The organism is Coprococcus sp. RTP21281st1_F1_RTP21281_210402 (genome assembly GCF_040915325.1).
GTDB lineage: Bacteria > Bacillota > Clostridia > Lachnospirales > Lachnospiraceae > Coprococcus > Coprococcus aceti.
On sequence record NZ_JBCPDQ010000001.1, the window covers coordinates 426,364 to 439,202 of the forward strand.

At 42.6% G+C, this 12,839-nt stretch carries 12 protein-coding genes and 1 tRNA gene; 2 read left to right on the top strand and 11 right to left on the bottom strand.

The features are described from left to right. Positions 1-17: 17 nt before the first annotated feature. The 5 genes from AB5150_RS01960 to AB5150_RS01980 form a co-directional block, all read right to left on the bottom strand. A complete protein-coding gene (locus AB5150_RS01960; protein WP_368291123.1) occupies positions 18-398 on the bottom strand; it encodes a DUF6674 family protein in 381 nt (126 codons plus the stop codon). Between the two features lie 648 nt (positions 399-1,046). Beyond that, positions 1,047-1,538 carry a hypothetical protein gene (locus tag AB5150_RS01965; protein WP_161171745.1) on the bottom strand — a complete coding sequence of 164 codons (492 nt, stop codon included), beginning with the start codon at positions 1,536-1,538 and terminating at the stop codon, positions 1,047-1,049. A gap of 43 nt (positions 1,539-1,581) precedes the next feature. Further along, positions 1,582-1,893 carry an HIRAN domain-containing protein gene (locus AB5150_RS01970; protein ID WP_161171744.1) on the bottom strand — a complete coding sequence of 104 codons (312 nt, stop codon included), beginning with the start codon at positions 1,891-1,893 and terminating at the stop codon, positions 1,582-1,584. Between the two features lie 36 nt (positions 1,894-1,929). Beyond that, positions 1,930-2,076, bottom strand: coding sequence for a hypothetical protein (locus AB5150_RS01975; RefSeq protein WP_161171743.1), 147 nt, complete (start codon positions 2,074-2,076; stop codon positions 1,930-1,932). 138 nt (positions 2,077-2,214) lie between these two features. Beyond that, on the bottom strand, positions 2,215-3,684 hold the full coding sequence (locus AB5150_RS01980; protein ID WP_004853264.1) for an alpha-N-arabinofuranosidase: 1,470 nt from the start codon (positions 3,682-3,684) through the stop codon (positions 2,215-2,217). Positions 3,685-3,798: 114 nt separating this feature from the next. Here AB5150_RS01980 and AB5150_RS01985 point away from each other — a divergent pair, with 114 nt between their 5' ends. Continuing rightward, positions 3,799-4,593 (top strand): helix-turn-helix domain-containing protein, encoded by a 795-nt coding sequence (locus AB5150_RS01985; RefSeq protein WP_368291124.1) that lies wholly within the window; start codon positions 3,799-3,801, stop codon positions 4,591-4,593. Between the two features lie 787 nt (positions 4,594-5,380). Here AB5150_RS01985 and metA read toward each other — a convergent pair. The 3 genes from metA to AB5150_RS02000 are packed head-to-tail and all read right to left on the bottom strand — an operon-like array spanning position 5,381 to position 9,100. Then, positions 5,381-6,289, bottom strand: a complete 909-nt coding sequence (gene metA, locus AB5150_RS01990; RefSeq protein WP_055223972.1) for a homoserine O-succinyltransferase — start codon at positions 6,287-6,289, stop codon at positions 5,381-5,383. Between the two features lie 34 nt (positions 6,290-6,323). Further along, entirely contained in the window at positions 6,324-8,360 is a 2,037-nt protein-coding gene (ligA, locus tag AB5150_RS01995; protein ID WP_368291125.1) for an NAD-dependent DNA ligase LigA, read from the bottom strand. Positions 8,361-8,395: 35 nt separating this feature from the next. Further along, on the bottom strand, positions 8,396-9,100 hold the full coding sequence (locus tag AB5150_RS02000) for a pseudouridine synthase (RefSeq protein ID WP_015533510.1): 705 nt from the start codon (positions 9,098-9,100) through the stop codon (positions 8,396-8,398). Between the two features lie 314 nt (positions 9,101-9,414). Between AB5150_RS02000 and AB5150_RS02005 the strand changes: the two genes are divergently transcribed. Beyond that, a complete protein-coding gene (locus AB5150_RS02005; RefSeq protein WP_055272751.1) occupies positions 9,415-9,879 on the top strand; it encodes an Lrp/AsnC family transcriptional regulator in 465 nt (154 codons plus the stop codon). A 49-nt stretch (positions 9,880-9,928) separates the two neighbouring features. Here the strand turns inward: AB5150_RS02005 and AB5150_RS02010 are convergent, their stop codons facing one another. From AB5150_RS02010 to AB5150_RS02020, 3 genes are all read right to left on the bottom strand, one after another. Then, positions 9,929-10,981 (bottom strand): hypothetical protein, encoded by a 1,053-nt coding sequence (locus tag AB5150_RS02010; RefSeq protein ID WP_368291126.1) that lies wholly within the window; start codon positions 10,979-10,981, stop codon positions 9,929-9,931. Positions 10,982-11,028: 47 nt separating this feature from the next. Beyond that, positions 11,029-11,100: transfer RNA gene (locus tag AB5150_RS02015), tRNA-Arg, on the bottom strand. Positions 11,101-11,201: 101 nt separating this feature from the next. Next, complete coding sequence (locus AB5150_RS02020; protein WP_055144107.1) at positions 11,202-12,659, bottom strand: NCS2 family permease; 1,458 nt, start codon at positions 12,657-12,659, stop codon at positions 11,202-11,204. Positions 12,660-12,839 lie beyond the last annotated feature (180 nt).

Here is a 12,839-nt window from a genome sequence, read left to right on the forward strand (position 1 = left end):
CATTACCTGCATTCTTACTACGCAAAAAGGGGACGCAACTTATCAATAGCCACGTCTATATGGTGTTCAAGACTCTGATATACTTTCTTCTGCCACTTCCATGGACCTTTCAGTACAGATGAATCAATTTTGACAAACATATTGTCTTTATAGTTCTTCCGTTCTTTTCCCATAAGCATCCGGAAGCTATTTACAAACATATCGTTAGAAGCTGTCATGCCCTCCGCAAATCCCTCGATTCTTGCCAAAGTCTCATTTGTCTCTGAAATACCACCTCTAATCTTGTCCCGGATATTTTCAAGTTTTTGCTTCACTCCCCAAAACTCTGTAACCTTACTTAAGACCTCTTTGCCTCTGCTTTTTATTTCATTCACTATCTCCGTAGCTTTATTCTTCATGCCTGTCCTATTTACTTGTCAATGGTACGTATCAAAGAGGTTTTCTCACTCCTTCATCTACGTAGCCGATGACAAGTGGCATCTCGCACCCCGAAAGCAAAAAAATAAGCCGGTGTATTGCAACATACATCAGCTTATTTTAATGAATTCAATCCCAATCTGTTTCACATAGTAATATTTTTTTAAATTTTTAAATTTTAAGAACGATTTTTTGACCCCATTTGCCCCCAATTCGCTCCGAAATCAGCCTAAATTATCAACTATATAGTGCTGTTCCCCAATTTTATATCTTATGTATTTTCCAACTAATTCCGTTTTAAAACCACCATCTTCATTTTGAAAAAACACCAATTAATCGCCACAAAGTCATTAAATTATAGAAAATCACATCATTTTGCATACATTTATCATTGATATGTAGCACCTTTTGCTTAAAACACATTTTTCTGTATAGGAGATCATCCAATATCTTAATCGTGACACGGGGACACTCCTCGTTACAAAAGGAACGTCCCCTATACTAACAACTGACCATATTCTATTATATAATATAAACTTATTTTTTAATTCAGCCAAATCTATAAAGTGTTTTCTTATATTTTTAAACTGCAATTATTTATTTTACTCTGAAATACAACATAAAATATACTACCAATCTCCATCTCCCTCTTCATAATCATCCTCTATAGCATCGTCCACACCATCAGCGTAATCCGAATCTCTGTTATATCTGTCATCATCATAATCCCCCTCCATGTACACGTCATCATATCCATCATCGTATGACTTGTATAGATTGCCAGATGTATTATTTTTATATGAATTGTTATCCTTCCAAGCTCTGGTAGTCGGTTCTTCCCTTGTAGTAGCACTGGTAGTTGCTCTCTCAGTTGTCTTTGTCGTAACTTCAGTCGTACTTTCTGTCGTAGCTCTTGTGGTGCTGCTATATGAATTCTTATACGATGAGTTTTCATATGGTTTATGTAAAATACAGTAAGCACTTCCTGATGACCGCTCATTATTGCATCCTGATTTAACGCACTTTGATTTGCTTGCATCCACTGAACTGCCGATGATATACAAGATACCTATTATAATCACAACAATTAAGATCTTTCCGCCAACTGAATTGTTCTTCATACAATCCACCTCTCTCTTTTATAATAGCCATCCAGGTATCTTTTTATTTACCAGCTAGTCCATCATCCGTCACTTCGCATATCGCACTGTCATCAAGTATAAATACTATCTTCGCCTTAGCCTTTTTGCCTATCTTATCATACAGTCTTCCGGCACTCATTGATTTTCCCTTGACTGTATATGAACTGTTTGCCACATAACCAACCTTGCCGAGGCCTTTGATTTTCACCTGTATTGCTTCCTGATCATATTCATTATCAGGTTCCTTAACAAGTTTCACCTTCATGCCCTTTTTCATATACTCATTTCCATAGTAGTGATTACATCCTGCAATCGTAAAATATTTCTTACTCATAACTTATGTCTCCTTTCAGATTTGGTAATTTATCACTTAACTGATTTCATTTCCCTGCTTCTGAACACAGATTATCATAAGCCATGTACGGAAATTCTCCCACCGCGCACTTTTGGGACGTTCCTTCTGTCTTGAAGAGTGTCCATCTGTCACAAGGAGTGTCACCTGTCTTAATCGTGACACGGGGACACTCCTCGTTACAAAAGGAACGTCCCCACTCCTACTCCTAAAACAAAGAGCTGCGCTTCTTTAATGAAACGCAGCTCTTATGCTTATATTTTTATTATAAAGACGAAATGCACTGTGAATATGCCCCAATATTTAGTCAACAACACATTCCACAACAGCACAAGGCGGAATATTCAGCTTTAAAACATTATCCTTGATGACTGCCGTATGCTCGGTAATGCTCACCCTGTCGGGACAGTCGAAGTCGTTATAGCTGTGCGCCTCGTTTGTAAGTATCCTGCACGAAACCGATGATGCTTTAAATCCGAAAATGCTGCATTCAACAGCAGCCTCTTCCGTAAGCGAACAGTTTGCGGCGGTAACGGTCATACTCTTTTCGTTCACCGATGCGGAAACCGAGATCATCGGAGCATTTTTGCCTTCCGACATATTTTCGTTCTGCGTATAGCAGTAAACTGCCTCGTTGTTTTGGTGTGTTTTAAAAAGGTCGAAAACGTGATATGTAGGCGTTTTTATCATCTTATCGTCCTCTGTAAGAATGACCGATTGGAGAACATTCACCGCCTGTGCAAGGTTTGCCATTACAACACGGTCGCTGTGTCTGTTAAAAACATTCAGCTCTATTGCAGCAACGATAGCATCACGCATAGTATTCTGCTGATATAAAAATCCCGGGTTCGTACCCTCTTCTACCTTATGCCAACAGCCCCACTCGCCTATTACAAGTCCTATTTTCTTTTCGGGATCATAGCGATTCATTATCTCCGAATGTCTTGTGATAAGCTCATCGGAAAAGTTCGCTGCAGCGATAGTTTTATAATAAAGCTCATCGTCAAAATCGGTGGCTGATTCCATTTCGGGCCATACGGGCATCGTATAATAATGCAGGTCGATAGCATCAACATTATTGCTGTCAAGATTTTTCATCATGACTTCTGTCCAGTTATAGTCGGCAGAGCTTGGACCGCAGGCTATTCTGTAAAGTCTGTTTCCCGAATAATTGTGGCAAAACGTCTGATACCTTTTATAAACGTCGGCGTAATATTCGGGACGCATATTTCCTCCGCAGCCCCAGTTTTCATTGCCGACACCGAGGTATTCGAGTTTCCACGGCTCGGCTCTGCCGTTCTTCTTTCTCTGCTCTGTGAGAGGCGATTCCGCATCTGAGGTCATATATTCTATCCATTCGGACATTTCACGAACACTGCCGCTGCCAACATTGACGTTTATATAAGGCTTGCAGCCAACAAGCTCACAGAAGCGCATAAATTCGTGTGTACCGAAAGAATTATCCTCCGTAACTCCGCCCCAGTTCGTGTTCACGATCTTTCGGCGCAAGGCTTTTTCACCGATACCGTCCTGCCAGTGATATTCTTCCGCAAAGCAGCCGCCGGGCCAGCGGAAAACGGGAGCTTTTATATTTCTGAACGCCTCGATGATATCATTCCTTATTCCGTCTGTATTCGGAATAGGTGAATTTTCACCCACATATATACCGTTGTAGATACATCTTCCGAGATGCTCAGAAAAATGTCCGTATATCTCGGGAGAGATATGTCCGAGCCTGTCGTCTGCATTTATTACTATTGATATTTTTTTCATATTATACCTCCGCTGCATACTGAATTATTATATTATCAGTGTAAGTCTTTGACTTTGGTATTGCAATGACTTATAATGTTATTATACTAACCATTCGTACTTTGAGGTGATGATATGATAAATATAAACACAGTCTGTCAGAACGTAAGACACAAAGGGAATTTTGAAATATGCAGACCGGATGGTTCGGGAGATGATCTTCTTGTTATCTTCAAGACCTCCGCTGTTCTGATACAAAACGGTGAAGAAATAACCGTTTCTCCCGACAGCCTCATTTTATACAGCAAGGGAACAATGCAGCATTACAAAACTCTGTGCGGAAGTTATGTTAATCACTTTGTCCATTTTGATACGGACGATACCGAGCTTATGAATGGGATAAAAACTGACACGCTTATCACCTCGGCGGATATTCCTGCAATTGAAGAGCTGCTTACGATATTATGCCGTGAAAATGTAGCCGATTCGACCAACAGGAAACAGTACGAAAATATGCTTATGCAGATGATACTTATGAAAATATCCGAAAGCAGCATAAATCCTGACAGCGATAAAAGCCGCATTTCCGCTCTTGAAATGCTCCGCACCGATATTTACAGCAATGCAGGGAGCTACAGCAATATATATCAGCTTGCTGAAAAAATGAATCTGAGTCCGTCATATCTTCAGGCAATATACAAACGGAAATTCGGGATAAGCTGCTATGAAGATATTTTATCCGCAAAGATCAAGACAGGACAATATTATCTTTCGACCACCGATATGACCGTTAAGGAAATATCCGACCTCTGCGGATACGGAAATGAGATATGCTTTATGAAGATATTCAAAAAAAGAACAGGGATCACACCGAGTGAGTACAGGAAAATTTCCAAGAATGATAATTTGAAAAACAACTTTATATGGTAACTACTATTTACATCACCTCTATTTTTATTTGAGTAAACTGTGCACTTGTTTTCCCATGAAAACAGCTTCGAATTCATACATCTACAAATATGCTTCAGCAGGGCGTACTACATATTTCATTTTTATCTGTTGCTATCAGCATGACTCACCCTCGGCTCCTAATCTTGGACTCACGCAATTGCTTCGAGAATTATCCTGGCTCGTATGGGGATGTTGCCACCTATATGGCGAAATATGTTAGTCTGATATGCCTGTCCTATTTACTTGTCAAAGGTACATATCAAAGAGGTTTTCTCCCCCCTTCATCTACGTAGCCGATGACAAGTGGCATCTCGCACCCCGAAAGGAAAAAAAATAAGCTGGTGTATTGCAACATACATCAGCTTATTTTAATGAATTCAATCCCTATCTGTTTCACATAGTAATATTTTTTTAAATTTTAAGAACGATTTTTTAACCCCAATTTATGTCTTATTTTTACCCCATTTTGACCCCAATCTGCTCCAAAATCAGCCTTAATTATCAGCTATATAGTGCTGTACCCCAATTTTATATCTTATGTATTCCCCAACTAATTCCGTTTTAAAAAACACCATCTGAATTTTGAAAAAGCTCCAATTAATAGCCACAAAGTATTAAAATATAGAAAATCACATCATTTTTGCATACATTTATCATTGATATGTAGCACCTTTTGCTTAAAATACATTTTTCTGTATAGGAGATCATCCAATATCTTAATCGTGACACGGGGACACTCCTCGTTACAAAAGGAACGTCCCCTATGCTACTCCCACTTATAAGGTGTGAGCTGATAAACGTAATAATTGAGCCAATTCGCATACAAAGTGTTCGCGTGGCATCTCCACTTCTTCACTGGTTTCTTTTCAGGGTCGTTGTCCGGGTAATAATTCACTGGGATTTGTGGATTCAGGCCCTTGGCGAGGTCTCTGTGGTACTCCTGGTCAAGGGTCAGCACGTCATACTCAGGATGTCCTGTGACAAATATGTTCTTGCCACCGTCACCGATTATGAGGTACGGACCTGCCACGTCCGACTCGGCTACAATCTCAAGGTGCTCATTGTTTACAATGTCCTCCTTGGACACACCGGTATATCTTGAGTGTGGCACATAGAATACATCGTCGAAACCGCGAACTAGCGGTGTTCTCTTGTGGAAGGTGTGATGTTCGTATATGCCTGACAGTTTCTGCGGAAGGTCGAACTTCTGCACACCATATCTGTAGTAGAGTCCCGCCTGGGCGCCCCAGCAAATGTGCATGGTCGATGTGACATTTGTCTCGGACCAATCCATGATCTCGCGGAGTTCATCCCAGTAGTCAACATTCTCAAATTCCATCTTTTCAACAGGTGCTCCGGTTATGATGAAACCGTCCCATTTGCGGTTCTTTACGCTGTCAAAATCCTCGTAGAATCTGTCAAGGTGTCCCTTTGTCACGTTCTTGGACTCGTAGGACATGGTTCTAAGAAGCGTGATGTTCACCTGAAGTGGGGTGTTTGACAGGCTTCGCATGAGCTGCAGCTCTGTGTCCTCCTTCAGCGGCATGAGGTTGAGTATCAGAATGTCAAGGGGCCTTATGTCCTGGCTGTGCGCCCTTCCTGTTCCCATGACAAATATATTCTCGTCCTCCAATGTTTTCTTAACCGGCAGATCATCATCTATTCTTATCGGCATCTCTATTCATTCCTTTCCATTTACTACAGTTACTCTACTGCCCGATCATTCCCAGGAAATCCTCCTCAGATATGATAGGCACATCAAGGCTTTTCGCCTTCTTGTTCTTGGATGATGTGGAATTCACATCGTTATTTATAAGATATGAGGTCTTGGCAGATACAGAACCTGTAACCTGACCTCCTCTGCTCTCTATCAGTTCCTTGAGCTGATTTCTGTTTTCAAAATGGGTGAGCGAACCGGTTATGACGAACACCTTGCCCACCAGATCCTGCTCCGTATCAGATGTCTCATCCACAAACGTAAGCTCAGCCATCAACCTATCTATGATAGCACAATTCTTCTCATTTTCAAAGTATCTGACTATATCCTCTGCTATAACCTGACCGATTCCGTCTATCTCAACGTATGCTGACACATCTGCCTTCTCCATGGCATCCATATCATTTGCAAAATGCTTGGCCATGAGCTTGGCTGTCGCCTCTCCGACATTTGCAATGCCGAGACCATTGACAAGACGCCACATGTTCGTCTGTCTGGATGCGTCCACCGCAGCCACAAGCTTGTTGTACGACTTCTCGCCAAATCCCTCGAGTTCCACTATGTGGTCTCTGTGAACCGCAAGCTTATACAGATCAGGAAGCTCCTCGAGGATCTTCTCATCTATGAACTTCTCTATGGTCGCCTCTGAGAGCCCATCTATATTCAACGCATTTCTGGACACGTAGTGTGAAAATGACTTGAGTTTCTTCGCAGGGCAGAACTGGTTTGTGCAGTACAGAGTCTCAACTCCTGACGCTGCACCGCCTTCCTCCCTCACTATCTCAGTCTCTCCTCCGCATGCAGGGCACGCAGCCGGTATGACCACATTGCCGCTCATGGTTAAATTTCTTGCAATCTGCGGAATGATCATATTCGCCTTGTACACTGCAATCTCATCACCTTCGCCCAGTGCCAATGACTTAAGTATGCTGACGTTGTGTATGCTGGCACGGCTGACTGTTGTTCCCTCAAGCTCCACCGGATCAAATACAGCGACCGGGTTGATGAGTCCAGTTCTTGATGGACTCCACTCCACATAACGTAGATGGGTGATTGCCTCCTCGTCCGCCCATTTGAACGCCATGGCATTTCGCGGGAACTTGGCTGTGGTTCCCAAGCTCCTTCCGTATGCCAGATCATCCAGCATGAGTACCAGACCATCCGATGGGAAGTCATTCTCCGTTATCTTCTCTGAAAATTCCCTCACCTTATCAGGAAGTGCCGCCGAGTCTGTCAGGTAGTGTTCTACCACGGTAAATCCCTGCTGCTCCAACCAGTCAAGCTGATATTTGAATGAATTGTGGAAGTCCACATCCTCACCGTCCACTAAATTAAAAGCGAAGAAATGTACATTTCTCTCTTTTGTTATCTTGTTATCGAGCTGTCTCACTGAGCCGCTGCACAGATTTCGCGGGTTCTTGTACTTAGATTCCGCATCCGTTATCTTCTCATTTATCGCATTGAAATCCGAGTATTTGATGACCGCCTCGCCTCTGATCGTCAGCTTGCCCTTGTACGGGATGTGATGAGGTACATTTGCAAATACCTTCGCATTGTTCGTGATGACCTCACCTATCTCACCATTTCCACGGGTAACCGCTTTTATCATCTCTCCGTTCTCATATGTGAGAACAACTGTGAGTCCGTCCATCTTCCAGGATATTACGCCCTTCTGACCGCCAAGCCATGACGCAAGAGCACCTACATCCTTTGTCTTGTCAAGAGAAAGCATTGGATGCTCGTGAGCCTCCTTCGGCAGCTCACTGACGACCTCATATCCTACCTTGACCGTCGGGCTGTTGCTCATGACCATCCCGGTCTCTTTCTCCAGGGCACTCAGCTCATCGTACAGAGCATCATATTCCAGATTGCTCATGATCTCTGTATCTTCCATATAATATTTCTTTGCAGCATCGTTGAGCTGCTTTACAAGTTCTTTAATTCTGGCTATCTTGCCATTATCGTTATTGCCACTGATGTCATTATTTTCTTTAATATTTTCACTGGTATTTCTACTAATATCTTCCATACACACCCCACAAAAAATCCTATATACACTCTCTACTACATCCCCACGATCCGTCTCAGCTCTGCCTCTTCCTCGCGGCTGAGCTCCCTTAACTCTCCAGGTCTCATATTGCCAAGCTTCACGTTGCAGACCCTGACTCTCTTCAGGTTCACTACCCTGTAGCCCAATGCATCACACATTCGTCTGATCTGCCTGTTGAGGCCCTGTGTCAACACTATCATGAATGACCTGTCATCTATCTTTCGCACCTTACATTTCTTTGTCACTGTATCAAGTATAGGCACTCCATCCGACATCTTCCTGATGAAGTCCTCTGTTATCTCACGGTTCACCCGCACTCTGTATTCCTTCTCGTGGTTGTTCACCGACTTCTGGATGGCATTTGACAGGTCGCCATCATTTGTCAGAAGAAGTAGCCCCTGGGAGTCCTTGTCCAGCCTTCCCACGTACTGAAGTCTGATCGGATAATCTATGTGATCAAATATGTTGTCTGGATCAGCCTTGCTCGCTGTACAGGTAAGTCCTATCGGCTTATTATATGCCAGGATCACTGTCCTATCCTTCTGCTGAACCTTCCTGCCCATGAATGTCACCACATCCCCGGGCATGACCTTCTGACCCATGACTGCAGTCTCTCCGTTGATCGTAACCTTTCCATTCTCTATATGTGTATCCGCAGCGCGTCTTGAGCACACGCCCGCCTCGCTGAGATATTTGTTAAGTCTTATTCCATCCGCCATAATCTTTCCTCTGTTATTATTTTCCTATATTGTTAATACATATCTCACATTCTAATTTCTGGTCAGCATACACCATGTATCAGCCAGACCAAGGCCAGTAAATTCTAACCAATATGCAGAACCATCATACCATTTATTTTTCATTTTGTGAACCATTCATCACACCATGTATAACCCACAGCAAAGATTCAGTTAAATTAATTTTGTAAAAGTCCTTGATTTTTTTTATCAATTAATGTATATTTAAACAAACGCAAAGGTGTGTTTCTTCGGAAACGCACCTTTTTTTATTTTAGGAAAAGGAAGTGCATATTATGGATAACATCGACAGAAAAATCATTCATCTTTTACAGGGCAACGCCAGAACGCCACTCAAGTATCTGGCCAGCAAAGTCTTCCTTTCTTCGCCGGCAGTTTCAGCAAGAATAGAGAGACTTGAGAAAGCAGGAATACTGACCGGATATCACGCAAGCATCAACCATGAGGCTCTCGGATATCACATCACAGCATTTATACACATGGCTCTTGATCCAAAACAGAAGCCAACCTTCTATCCATTTGTTGAAGCATGTCCAAATGTACTTGAATGCAACTGTGTGACCGGTGCGCACTCCATGCTCATGAAGGTTTGCTTTCCTAATACCATGGATCTCGACTCATTTATCGGACAGCTCCAGAGATTTGGCAGCACAGAGACACAGATAGTATTTTCCACACCGGTTCCTATCAGAGGGGTTTTGATCGACACAGATGATGTGAACTCTTCCGAGGCAATATAAGTCTCATACAGTGATAATATAAAACGCAGGCATAAAGCCTGCGTTTTCTTTAATTATACATATTCTGGAACTTTCTAAATGTCTCATCCGTTCTAAGCAGATAATCATTGTTTTCTTTTACATGTTCATATATCGCCTGTATATCACCAGATGAGTTGATGGTGTTGATATACGAGCTCTCCTTGTCAGACAAAGCCGAATTGTTGATCTTGTAGCTTCCATCTGACTGTTTCGTCACATATAACGACCTTATATCGAGCGGTTCCGAGTTGACATCCTTTATCATCAGATTGGATAATTCGTACACGATATACGAATCTGCGGTATATCCGTTGGCTATATAACAGGTGGTCTTGTTGTACGCTGTTATATACTCCGCTGCTATCTCAATGCTCTTCATGTCGTCAAATTCCGACGGATCTGTGACCAGTCTCTGAAGTGTCGTCTGATCTGCCTTTGTTCTCGCCAAAAGATAATTGTTCACTAGCTGATTTATCTCATCGATCGTACACAGCCTGTAATTTGCTCCGTCTGGTATCTCCAGTCTCACCGTGTTATCTCTTCCGGTTATGTTCTCTGTGAACAGCTTATCGTTTATAAAAAATACATACACATAGACTCCGACAAGTATCAGAAATACCGCCCACAGCAAGGCAAGAACGCCACCAGAGATCCCGCCATGTCTGGATCTTCTTCGGCCTTTCCGCGTCTTTGCCTTCTCTTCGGCAAAATAATCGTCATCGCCATACAGCTCTTCATCATCGAACATATCTCCGGTATCCGGTGCATCATCCATATCCTCAGGATCTTCTATGACATAATCCTCATACGGCCTTTTCTGTCTCGCCGGGGTCTCCTCAACCTCTGAAGCTCCGCCGGGCTCTGAGTTATCAGCCAGCTCCGAATCTTCACTGTCATCTAAGTCATCATCTAATCCCGAGTCTCCACTGTCATCCGATTCATCGTCTGACTCCGGATCTTCACCGTCATCTAAGTCATCATCTGTCTCTGAATCTCCACCGATCTCTAATTTCCCATCCAACTCCGGCTCTTCATTTTCTATATTCTGTTCTTCCGCTTCCAAATTCTTTTTCTTCTTCATCACTGCATATCATCCTTTTACGAAATAAATATCAGAGTATAAAAAAGCGTACCAGGGCGGAGTCGAACCGCCCGTCATGGCTCCGGAGGCCATTGCCGTATCCGATTGGCTACTGGTACACAGTTGGTATGATACTACAAAAAACTCACTTTGGCAAATAAAAAAACGTCCCCGCACTTATATGCGGGAACGCTTTGAATTCTCTTGTGTCACTAAATAATTACATAGTTACCGAAACGAATTTTACTATAAATAAGAGTGCAATAATCGTCACTACGATATCCTGCTTCTTATACTTGCCTGTGAACAGTGTGATAAGAACATATGTGATAGCGCCAAGACCGATACCATTTGAAATAGAGTATGTCAGTGGCATCATAAGGAATGTCACGAATGCAGGAACTGCTGAGCGCATATCCTCCATATCAACCTTTGCAAAGTTCTTAGCCATAAGTACACCTACGAAGATAAGTGCTGGTGCTGTTGCACATGATGGAATGATGTTGGCAACAGGGCTGAGGAACAGACATACTGCAAAGCAGATTGCTGTAACCAAACTTGTAAGACCTGTTCTACCACCTGCAGCGATACCTGAAGCTGACTCTACAAATGTTGTACATGTTGATGTACCGAGAATAGCTCCTGATACAGTACCTATAGAGTCACACATCATACACTCGTCAAGCTTCATTGGGTCACCCTTCTCGTCAAGCATATTAGCCTGGGAAGCTGCACCATAGAGAGTTCCGATGGTATCAAACATATCTACCAGACAGAAGCTGACAACAAGCATGATTGCTGAGAACACACCGCCGATATACTCAGCAGAGAATGCATCCTTCCATGCCTGTCCCTGGAACACTCCGAGGAATCCGACTGAACCGAAATCCTTGAATGACTGTCCGATCGATGAGAAATCAAAGTTAGGTGCCTGAAGCATCATAACATAATATAATACTGTAGATGCAAGGATACCTATGATAATGTTACCCTTTACATTAAGCTTTGCAAGGATCGCAATTATTATAAATCCTACAAATGCTACTATAGGAGGTGCGATCTGTGCAATAGCCTCCTTTGTGCTACCAGCGCTTGTGATCACACCGTGGAAATCAAAGAACTGAACAAATGTATATGGGTTGTCCTGGATAAGTGTTGCATTCTTCAGTCCGATAAGAGCTATGAACAGACCAATACCTGCCGGAATTGACTTCTTAAGGCACTCAGGCATTGCAACTGCAATGTACTTTCTGAGTCCTGTCACTGAAAGGATCAGGAATACGAGACCTGATATCAATACTATTACCAGACCTGCCTGATAACCTCTGATAACACTCACACCTGCAAATGCTGCACCAGCTACGAAGATAGTACAGAAGAATGAGTTAAGTCCCATTCCGCAGGCCTGTGCAAATGGCATGTCCGCGAGGAACGCCATGAGAAGTGTTCCCACTATTGCAACAAGAATAGATGCGATGAATACAGCATTCCATACTGTACCAAGCTCACCAGCCATGTCTGGAACTGCCCCTGCCAGCCAGCCATTGCTGCCTTCTCCTGCAACCTGATTTGGATTGACCAGAACGATGTATGCCATGGCGAAGAATGTTGTAAGTCCTGCCATGATCTCGGTCTTGATTGTAGACCCACGCTCTGAGATTTTGAAGAATTTGTCCATGATTACTCTCCTTTTCTCGTTTTAGTATAATATAAACAAATACTTATCCATTCTATATCACTTAATGATACTTTTTCAACTACTTTTAAATAATTTCTTAATGTTTGTTAATTTACAATAATAGTGTAACAAACAGATGTTCAGAGAGTTGAACATTCCCCTGTTTGTATCCTGTCCGTG

Excerpts from the sequence above, each read along its gene's own strand:
- AB5150_RS01960 (WP_368291123.1), bottom strand. The coding sequence starts at position 398 with ATGAAGAATAAAGCTACGGAGATAGTGAATGAAATAAAAAGCAGAGGC.
- AB5150_RS01965 (WP_161171745.1), bottom strand. The coding sequence starts at position 1,538 with ATGAAGAACAATTCAGTTGGCGGAAAGATCTTAATTGTTGTGATTATA.
- AB5150_RS01970 (WP_161171744.1), bottom strand. The coding sequence starts at position 1,893 with ATGAGTAAGAAATATTTTACGATTGCAGGATGTAATCACTACTATGGA.
- AB5150_RS01980 (WP_004853264.1), bottom strand. The coding sequence starts at position 3,684 with ATGAAAAAAATATCAATAGTAATAAATGCAGACGACAGGCTCGGACAT.
- AB5150_RS01985 (WP_368291124.1), top strand. The coding sequence starts at position 3,799 with ATGATAAATATAAACACAGTCTGTCAGAACGTAAGACACAAAGGGAAT.
- metA (WP_055223972.1), bottom strand. The coding sequence starts at position 6,289 with ATGCCGATAAGAATAGATGATGATCTGCCGGTTAAGAAAACATTGGAG.
- ligA (WP_368291125.1), bottom strand. The coding sequence starts at position 8,360 with ATGGAAGATATTAGTAGAAATACCAGTGAAAATATTAAAGAAAATAAT.
- AB5150_RS02000 (WP_015533510.1), bottom strand. The coding sequence starts at position 9,100 with ATGGCGGATGGAATAAGACTTAACAAATATCTCAGCGAGGCGGGCGTG.
- AB5150_RS02005 (WP_055272751.1), top strand. The coding sequence starts at position 9,415 with ATGGATAACATCGACAGAAAAATCATTCATCTTTTACAGGGCAACGCC.
- AB5150_RS02010 (WP_368291126.1), bottom strand. The coding sequence starts at position 10,981 with ATGAAGAAGAAAAAGAATTTGGAAGCGGAAGAACAGAATATAGAAAAT.
- AB5150_RS02020 (WP_055144107.1), bottom strand. The coding sequence starts at position 12,659 with ATGGACAAATTCTTCAAAATCTCAGAGCGTGGGTCTACAATCAAGACC.